The 7,115-nt window shown below is 40.2% G+C and carries 10 protein-coding genes and 1 pseudogene; 7 read left to right on the forward strand and 4 right to left on the reverse strand.

Annotated elements, in window-relative coordinates; all coding sequences use genetic code 11:
- Positions 1 to 237: 237 nt before the first annotated feature.
- A complete protein-coding gene (locus ACM0OS_RS27830) occupies positions 238 to 486 on the reverse strand; it encodes a hypothetical protein (RefSeq protein ID WP_414545619.1) in 249 nt (82 codons plus the stop codon).
- A 422-nt stretch (positions 487 to 908) separates the two neighbouring features.
- Between ACM0OS_RS27830 and ACM0OS_RS27835 the strand changes: the two genes are divergently transcribed.
- From ACM0OS_RS27835 to ACM0OS_RS27865, 7 genes are all read left to right on the forward strand, one after another.
- Positions 909 to 1,184: a peptide-methionine (S)-S-oxide reductase gene (locus ACM0OS_RS27835; protein WP_414546417.1), complete on the forward strand. Its 276-nt coding sequence runs from the start codon at positions 909 to 911 to the stop codon at positions 1,182 to 1,184.
- A gap of 429 nt (positions 1,185 to 1,613) precedes the next feature.
- Positions 1,614 to 2,000 (forward strand): hypothetical protein, encoded by a 387-nt coding sequence (locus tag ACM0OS_RS27840; RefSeq protein WP_414546418.1) that lies wholly within the window; start codon positions 1,614 to 1,616, stop codon positions 1,998 to 2,000.
- 9 nt (positions 2,001 to 2,009) lie between these two features.
- Positions 2,010 to 2,423 (forward strand): HNH endonuclease, encoded by a 414-nt coding sequence (locus ACM0OS_RS27845; protein ID WP_414546419.1) that lies wholly within the window; start codon positions 2,010 to 2,012, stop codon positions 2,421 to 2,423.
- 165 nt (positions 2,424 to 2,588) lie between these two features.
- Positions 2,589 to 3,611, forward strand: a complete 1,023-nt coding sequence (locus tag ACM0OS_RS27850) for a tyrosine-type recombinase/integrase (RefSeq protein WP_414546420.1) — start codon at positions 2,589 to 2,591, stop codon at positions 3,609 to 3,611.
- 3 nt (positions 3,612 to 3,614) lie between these two features.
- On the forward strand, positions 3,615 to 4,082 hold the full coding sequence (locus ACM0OS_RS27855; protein ID WP_414546421.1) for a hypothetical protein: 468 nt from the start codon (positions 3,615 to 3,617) through the stop codon (positions 4,080 to 4,082).
- A gap of 2 nt (positions 4,083 to 4,084) precedes the next feature.
- Positions 4,085 to 4,627, forward strand: a complete 543-nt coding sequence (locus ACM0OS_RS27860) for a hypothetical protein (protein WP_414546422.1) — start codon at positions 4,085 to 4,087, stop codon at positions 4,625 to 4,627.
- 99 nt (positions 4,628 to 4,726) lie between these two features.
- Positions 4,727 to 4,945: a hypothetical protein gene (locus ACM0OS_RS27865; RefSeq protein ID WP_414546423.1), complete on the forward strand. Its 219-nt coding sequence runs from the start codon at positions 4,727 to 4,729 to the stop codon at positions 4,943 to 4,945.
- A 6-nt stretch (positions 4,946 to 4,951) separates the two neighbouring features.
- Here the strand turns inward: ACM0OS_RS27865 and ACM0OS_RS27870 are convergent, their stop codons facing one another.
- From ACM0OS_RS27870 to ACM0OS_RS27880, 3 genes and pseudogenes are all read right to left on the reverse strand, one after another.
- Positions 4,952 to 5,260 (reverse strand): hypothetical protein, encoded by a 309-nt coding sequence (locus tag ACM0OS_RS27870; protein ID WP_414546424.1) that lies wholly within the window; start codon positions 5,258 to 5,260, stop codon positions 4,952 to 4,954.
- Between the two features lie 5 nt (positions 5,261 to 5,265).
- A pseudogene (locus ACM0OS_RS27875) lies at positions 5,266 to 5,709 on the reverse strand (hypothetical protein); the annotation flags it as partial.
- Positions 5,710 to 7,074, reverse strand: coding sequence for a group II intron reverse transcriptase (locus tag ACM0OS_RS27880; RefSeq protein ID WP_414546425.1), 1,365 nt, complete (start codon positions 7,072 to 7,074; stop codon positions 5,710 to 5,712).
- Positions 7,075 to 7,115 lie beyond the last annotated feature (41 nt).

Genomic DNA, 7,115 nt, shown 5'->3' on the forward strand with positions numbered 1-7,115 from the left:
GTGTTACTGTTTTTTCAACTTGAGACTCCAAAAAGTTTTCTGCACCACTAAGGAAGGCTCCTCACGAGCTATGGAGTATTTATTATTTGCCGGATAATTTGTGTTAACGAGGAAAAGATACTATTCAGCGTCGCCTACGGTGAGCGAAACGCCAGTCCGAGCGCAGGAATTAGCAAAAAATCATATTGCCATAATCCCCCTTTTCAACTCTTTCCTACTTGCTTATAAGATAGAGAATTAACCGGCCCAAAATCCGCTCAACAAGTTATAAACGTTGAGAAATGTTACCAAGTCATCTATCAGACCAGTAATAATACCAAGAAGTGAGCTTTGTGGAATTGTCGTTGTTGCGGAGGCCACTGCATTATTAAATACAGTTTCCCAAGCATTTGGACCGATAGCCGTTGTACCATAAACCTGTGTACTCACAGCCAAAATAAAGCCAAGCGCAGCTAGACTGGCTAGTATTGTGCGACGTTTTAACATTATTATTTGATACCTGATAGTTTGCCAAGTTTGTTTGACAGGGTAAACCGAAAAGGTAAGGGAAAAGCGGTAACTTTTCAATTTACCTGAGCTAATGAAGTAAAATTATTCCAAGCAGCAATTAACCGCTTACTTTCATATTATCTTAATATTTTTTAGTAATTTAAGCTAGATATTTTGATATTAGTAAAATTTATATTTCTAATAAAAATGTAGTGCATCATAGAGTTTACAACTTTGTAAATTCCATTGAGTATCAGCAACAAAATATATCTACCTTGAGACATATTTTTAAATTAATTTGATCCCAAATATCTTTGTCAAACCAGATATCCCTCTAGTTTGATTCTCCCGCAACTCTTTGACAAAATTTTCTGCAATCACAGCATAATCATATTCTGGTGTGAGATTTGTTCTTTCACTTGGCTGATTTATTAACTTTACTTATATTACAGAGCCAACTCAGCCATTCAATACTGACATTTAAAATTACTAATTCTCAACGAAAATCTACTTATACAGGTATTCATCACGGAGTGATCGCCAAACTTTTCGGTCTACTGAAGGAGTCAAAAGCCAAAATTCAAGTGTCAGGCAGATTTGAACGCGATATTGTGACAGAGATAAAAGAGGCTAGTGAATATTACTTAGCAAGCGAGGAACATCAACAGTATTTTGAGAAGAAAGGGATAGGATAGCTATTATTCAAAACATTCGGCACGCGATCGCCTCGTCCATGCAGGTGCATGAATGTCTACCGCCTGAGCAATTTTTGTAAACTATGATTGCACTCGATGATAACTAAGATTGTATTAAGCCTATAATAAACTAAGGCTAATTATAGCTATAAGTGCAAATTTTAGCACTGAGAAAGTGTGTATCGCGTTCGTTAGGCATCACAGGCGATACCAAAGGCCAGCAAAATTTATCGGCAGCGTAATAGGATTTATTCTCGTTACCAACATGCTCCATCCGCGATCGCATGTTGGTAAAAAGTTGTGTATCTGGTGGGAGAGGGAATTAATCGGAGATTATATCGGAGAAAAGATAAGGGTATCTTATTTTGTGTTGTAGTCTTGTATTACAACGTAACTTCAAGCATAATATGAGCAAACAGCTTATAGTTAATGGTTTCAAGCGTGGCACAACTAACCATTCAAATACCGGATGAACTAGCCGGGCGTTTAGAACCTTTGCAAAGTCGCTTACCTGAATTGCTCTGGCGATTGTTGGATAGTGATCCCACACAAACAACACAACAGTCTCAAGTTAATACGGTGACTGGAGAAATTGCCGAAGTTTATCAAGAAGTGCTAGATTTTTTGATTAAGCGTCCAACATTAGAAGAAATTATTGCCTTTAAAGTCTCAGCCAATGCTCAAAGAAGGCTGCAAATATTATTAGAAAAAAACCGTTTTGGTACACTTACTTCCATAGAAACGGCAGAATTAGATGTTTACGAGCAATTAGAACATATGATGATTTTGCTCAAGGCGCGTGCTATGAAAAAGTAATCAAAGAAAATGCCTTCTAATTCAATTTCTACAGAACTGAGAAAGCTGATCGTAAATAGAGCTTCAGGACGCTGCGAATATTGTTTAATTCATCAAGATTATTCAATTTATACTCATGAAGTAGATCATATTATCGCGGTCAAACATGGAGGTGAAACTGCGGCAGAAAATTTAGCACTTTCATGCCTATCATGCAATCGTCATAAAGGTTCTGATTTCGCTACTATTGACGCAGTTACAGGAGAAATTGTCCCATTGTTTAACCCGCGTCGTCAAATTTGGGATGAACATTTCTATTTTGAAGATGCGAGAATTGAGGGAAAAACACAGATGGGAAAAGCCACTGCCAGATTACTTCAGTTTAATATTCCCAATCGTGTGGTGGAAAGACAAGTATTAAGGAGCCAAGAAAAATATCCGTAAGTAATTGCATAGCAAATAGAGTGGAGAGAAAATGTAGATTTAATCGATGGCGGCAATCAAGCCTTAACTAAGGCTAATTGAAAATCGCATCTTTTTTTAAAAAGCTACAGCATTATTCAAAATTAACAAATAACACTATTGATTCAATTAATTAAATAAAAAAATATGGAGAGGGCAGAATCTTTACCGCCAATTAAATTAATTCCTATTGAAGATACCGCAGTTAAAAGAAAGCTAGAAGGTAATAAAATAACTGCAAAAACATCTCTACCTACTGATATCCGGTGGGTGAAAGTACTAGAATTTTTACGCAGCAACAACCTGGCTCCCAACAGCCGTAAGCTATACGAACGGGAACTAAAGCGGTTCTTGGGATGGACACAACTGCACTATCATGAGTTGCGTCCGCGCCACTTAGGTTTATACAAGGAATATTTACGCGACGAAGTAAAGACTGATTCAGAAAAACCGCTTTCAAAAAGTAGTATCAATGCTGGGGTGTCCGCGCTTAAAAGCTTTTTTAAGTGGATGTGCTATACATATCCAGATATAATCGCTACTAATCCCACATTGGGGATAAAGCTGGAAAAAGTGCCACTGCCACCAGCCCAAAGTTTAACAGATGAACAGATGGAACGGGTGTGGTCAGCTTTAGAATTGTTAGGAGAAACAAAACAACGGGATACAGCACTTGTTCATATTCTCAGTCACGGACTACGTGCCGGGGAAATCGTGCAGTTAAATGTTGGTTCGTTTGATGGAAAACTGCTGTTTTTACCAGATACGAAAACGAATGAACCACGCTTAGTGCCGTTGCGAAAGGAAAGCCGTGACGTACTAGAAGGATATTTGCGATCGCGGCAAGAACTGGGTGAAGAACTCAACAGTCTCTCCCCATTAATGATTTCACACCATGCCTCATATAAGGGTGAACGCTTGAGTTATCACGGGATTTACTTTGCAGTGGAGAAAATTGGGGAATTAGCAGACATTGAAGATTTGCATCCTCACCAATTCCGCCATACTTATGCCACCGAATTATTACTATTAGGTGTTGATCCCAGCCATGCGCGGAAGTTGACGGGACATCAAAGTGAGAAAGCGTTTCGGCGATATACACTGCGTAGCGAACAAGAGGCGGCGATCTCTGCTTACTATCGTGCAATTGGCGAGGAAGAATCTGAGTAACCCATGCCCAAGCCACTTGATCCGAAGTGCCAACTGTGTGCTACGTTACCGACATCTAAGGCTAAAGTACTGCATGGGACAGAAGGTGATGGCTGCTGGAATCCAAAGGTGTGCCATAATCGCCGTTCGTTCTACCGCAACCGAAGTAAGGATGATTCAACACAAATTGAAGCGATCTCAGTTGAACCGCCTGCAACGTATTTTGCTGTGCTGTATTTATATAAAGAACCAGGGGATAAGCCATTACACGCCTTGGGTGCAGAACTATGGTTGGGGCAAAAACCTATTTGTCGGTTAGAGCCAATTCACTGCTTTGGGCTAACAGCAGGGAAGATACGCGCCTATACAGATAAGGTGTTGCAGGCGTTTGCCAAAGAATATGGTGTCTCGCTGTATCAATATAAGGATATGTTCGAGATTAGCCCATCTCATTGTCCAGTGCGCCCTTGTCCATTACATCCAGAATTATAACTATGACCACGTATCGTCAGTTAACTATCTGGGATGTGCTAGATGAGATGTCAGAAGCTCCACCAACATCTTCACTTGATGCAGTATGGCAGTGTTTAGATGCAGAATTGCATGATTTACCTGTGGAAGTACAATTATCAACCGCAGCACTGGCTTTTTCTCAAATTGCAGATATTCTCAAATCTCGTGCTGAGTCGGTTTTGCAGGATGTACGCGATCAAAATCATCCTGAAGGTCCCGTGATTAGTACCGATATGTTTGCGGGATTAGTACGGACAACAATGCAGTTAGATTTAGACGATTTAATAGAACCAGTAATACCGCAGACTTTTAAACCACATGGGGCGCATCACTTTTCTCATATAGGTGAGTCCAATGATTCAGTAGTAGCCCCGGTGGAGAAAGAAAAAGTGTTAGCAATGGTGGAAGAAGTAACGAGTTTAGAGGATGTTCGGAATTTGGCAAGTGATGAAGATGTAGAACCCATCTTCCGCACCCTAAACTGTCACACAACGAAAAATGGTCGTTTGGGGGTTTGGGATTAGCGATCGCCACCTAAGATTTCGACCTTTTTGTATAAAAAACATCCTAAAATGAATTCAAAAATACGAAATTACCGATTGTGACACCGGGGGGTGCGGAATGTGGGGCAAAGTGCGATCTCTCTTTATTTAGTCAATATCAAAGACGACATTTCTGTGGACAAACTGCAACGGGTTTTGAAAATGCCAATGGTAGAGGTATGGTTGGGATTATTGCTGGGTGGGTTTCAATTGGAGCAACGTGGTGAGTTCTACAATAGCCAGGATATTTGGCTATTGAGAAATTCTGAGAAAAATTTTGTCGCCTCAAGCCAGTCGTGAGAAATGCTACAAATCAAAGTCAAGGGTAAATGTTTGATTGTCAGATTCTTCCGGGGTTTCGGATATAGACGAAGGGAGCTGGTTTTGTTGGTTTTGCTCAGTATTCCTAGATATAAAAGTTGGCGTATGTGTGGCTTGTGAGACTAATTGTTGTATGGGAAATGCACCCTTTTTGAAAGCAAAATAGCAATCAATGATAAAGTAGAGTGTCTCCAGGTAACTTTTATCTAATTGTTGGGATTCCGTAAATATACGTTCACGGTAGCTATCTTTAATGCGAACTTTTTCCGGGGCTAAGTCTTGTTTATCTGCCATTGTGATTACCTAGCAACTGTGCTTGCGGAATTTTTTTTCATAATGGTTTTTGCCATCTCTAGAAGTCCAAAGGCATTAGCTTCTACCGGATTATCCAGAATTGTGAACCCGTTTTTCTCTAATAGCTTTTTGAATCCAGGTAACAGACAGCCGCCACCAATAGCCCAGATTTCATCCCCTTGGTGTTTGGCATCTAGTGTCAGACTGACTGGTTTCTTCAAATACTTTTCATACCAATCTTTTAAACAAGTGCTGTAGACATCTTTAATATCGATATCACGGCTGTACTTGGTATGCCCCATTTCTAAAACATATCGGATTTTGGAGGGGTCGCCGATTTTACCACCATTGAGGTGTTTCATTTTTTGGGAAATATCATCGATAAGAACTTCAACACCTGCGGGGTAGGGGGTGTGAACTTCGCGCTTACCCTGGTTGTAACGATTAAACTAAGCGAAACTCTCACGAGTTCCGCTCGTCTTCAGAACCGTGCGTGAGACTTTCACCTCACACGGCTCCTCAATAATTTGGCTCTTGTTATGAGTACCTCTTTCAGAAGAGTCACTCTTCTGACTACCATCGTTGGCAGTTTTGCTATCATGGCAATGACGATGTAAAGCCTGAAGGTTTTCATATCTGTCCTTTCCGCCTAGTGACGTAGGGATAATATGGTCTATTTCGACTAAATCATCTTCCCTAAAGTACAATCCGCAGTGATTACATTTTCCCTGTTGTTTCTTTAGGAGTATTGCTACTCTTTTTGGAACTAAGGGGTGTTCTCCTCTTCTAGAACTCCAGTATTTCAGGTTCCCATCAAAAGGTGAGGCTATCCCCTTAACCTTGACGTGTCTAACAATTTTCTTGCTGTCATGGTCTATTAAGGTTTCGGCTACTTTTCCATCTCTGGTTACTGAGAATACCCAGTTATTTCCACCTACGGTATGCCAATACTTATTGGATACCCATGTCCCGGATTTACCAGGATGGCGGCGCTTCGCCCATCTGGAAAGCTTTTGATATACTAGGTGGTCAATCTCGGAAAAAGTTTCCTTACTTACTACAGTTGAGTAGTAATTTACCCATCCGATAATTATCGGGTTTAGGTGTTTTATCAACCTTTCATGAGGGGCTGATTTGTGGGATTCTATGATTCCTGATATTGCGTCGTAGTGTTTCTTGATGGCTTTCTTGCTGGGTTTGATGAGTGTTTTAAATCCTAGTAATTTACCGTTTGATAATTTACCTGATTGGTTTTTATCCATTTCGTATTGTCTGACATTGAACCCTAAGAAATCAAATCCTGCTTCATCAGAGAATTTGAGGTCTTCTACTTCCTCTGTTAATAGGTACTTTTTGCGGGTGTACATCGATATGTATTCCTTGCGTTCGGTACTTTGTTGTGGATTCTGTAGGGTGTGTCCAATGCTGGTTTTACTAGGACTTAATTCCAGCCCCATTGTTGCTAACCACGTTTTTACTAACTCTCTCATCTCAATTATTTGTGATGATTCATTGGCAAGAATTACAAAATCATCGGCGTATCTTATTAAGGATATTGTGTTTTGATTTACTTTCTTTTTGCCTTTCAGGCTTCTGGCATAGTCTATTGTTAATTGCTCTAACCCGTGTAGGGCTATATTCATGAGCAATGGAGAGATTACGCCACCTTGGGGTGTGCCTTCGTTAGTCTCTGAGAATTGACCATCATCCATTACACCCGATTTCAACCATGCTTTGATCAGTCTCTGCATTGTTGGGAATGTATTGATTTTTCTGAGCAATTCATCGTGATCGATTTTATCGAACGAAACCATTACTTAATACCCATCTCAATAACCCATCAGCAGACTTAACT

Origin of the sequence: Nostoc sp. CCY0012 (genome assembly GCF_963920855.1) — a bacterium.
Taxonomy (GTDB): Bacteria; Cyanobacteriota; Cyanobacteriia; order Cyanobacteriales; family Nostocaceae; genus Cyanocohniella.

Bases quoted from the DNA above. Each gene is read 5' to 3' on its own strand.
- ACM0OS_RS27880 (WP_414546425.1), bottom strand. From the start codon at position 7,074: ATGGTTTCGTTCGATAAAATCGATCACGATGAATTGCTCAGAAAAATC.
- ACM0OS_RS27870 (WP_414546424.1), bottom strand. From the start codon at position 5,260: ATGGCAGATAAACAAGACTTAGCCCCGGAAAAAGTTCGCATTAAAGAT.
- ACM0OS_RS27845 (WP_414546419.1), top strand. From the start codon at position 2,010: ATGCCTTCTAATTCAATTTCTACAGAACTGAGAAAGCTGATCGTAAAT.
- ACM0OS_RS27840 (WP_414546418.1), top strand. From the start codon at position 1,614: ATGGTTTCAAGCGTGGCACAACTAACCATTCAAATACCGGATGAACTA.
- ACM0OS_RS27855 (WP_414546421.1), top strand. From the start codon at position 3,615: ATGCCCAAGCCACTTGATCCGAAGTGCCAACTGTGTGCTACGTTACCG.
- ACM0OS_RS27830 (WP_414545619.1), bottom strand. From the start codon at position 486: ATGTTAAAACGTCGCACAATACTAGCCAGTCTAGCTGCGCTTGGCTTT.
- ACM0OS_RS27860 (WP_414546422.1), top strand. From the start codon at position 4,085: ATGACCACGTATCGTCAGTTAACTATCTGGGATGTGCTAGATGAGATG.
- ACM0OS_RS27850 (WP_414546420.1), top strand. From the start codon at position 2,589: ATGGAGAGGGCAGAATCTTTACCGCCAATTAAATTAATTCCTATTGAA.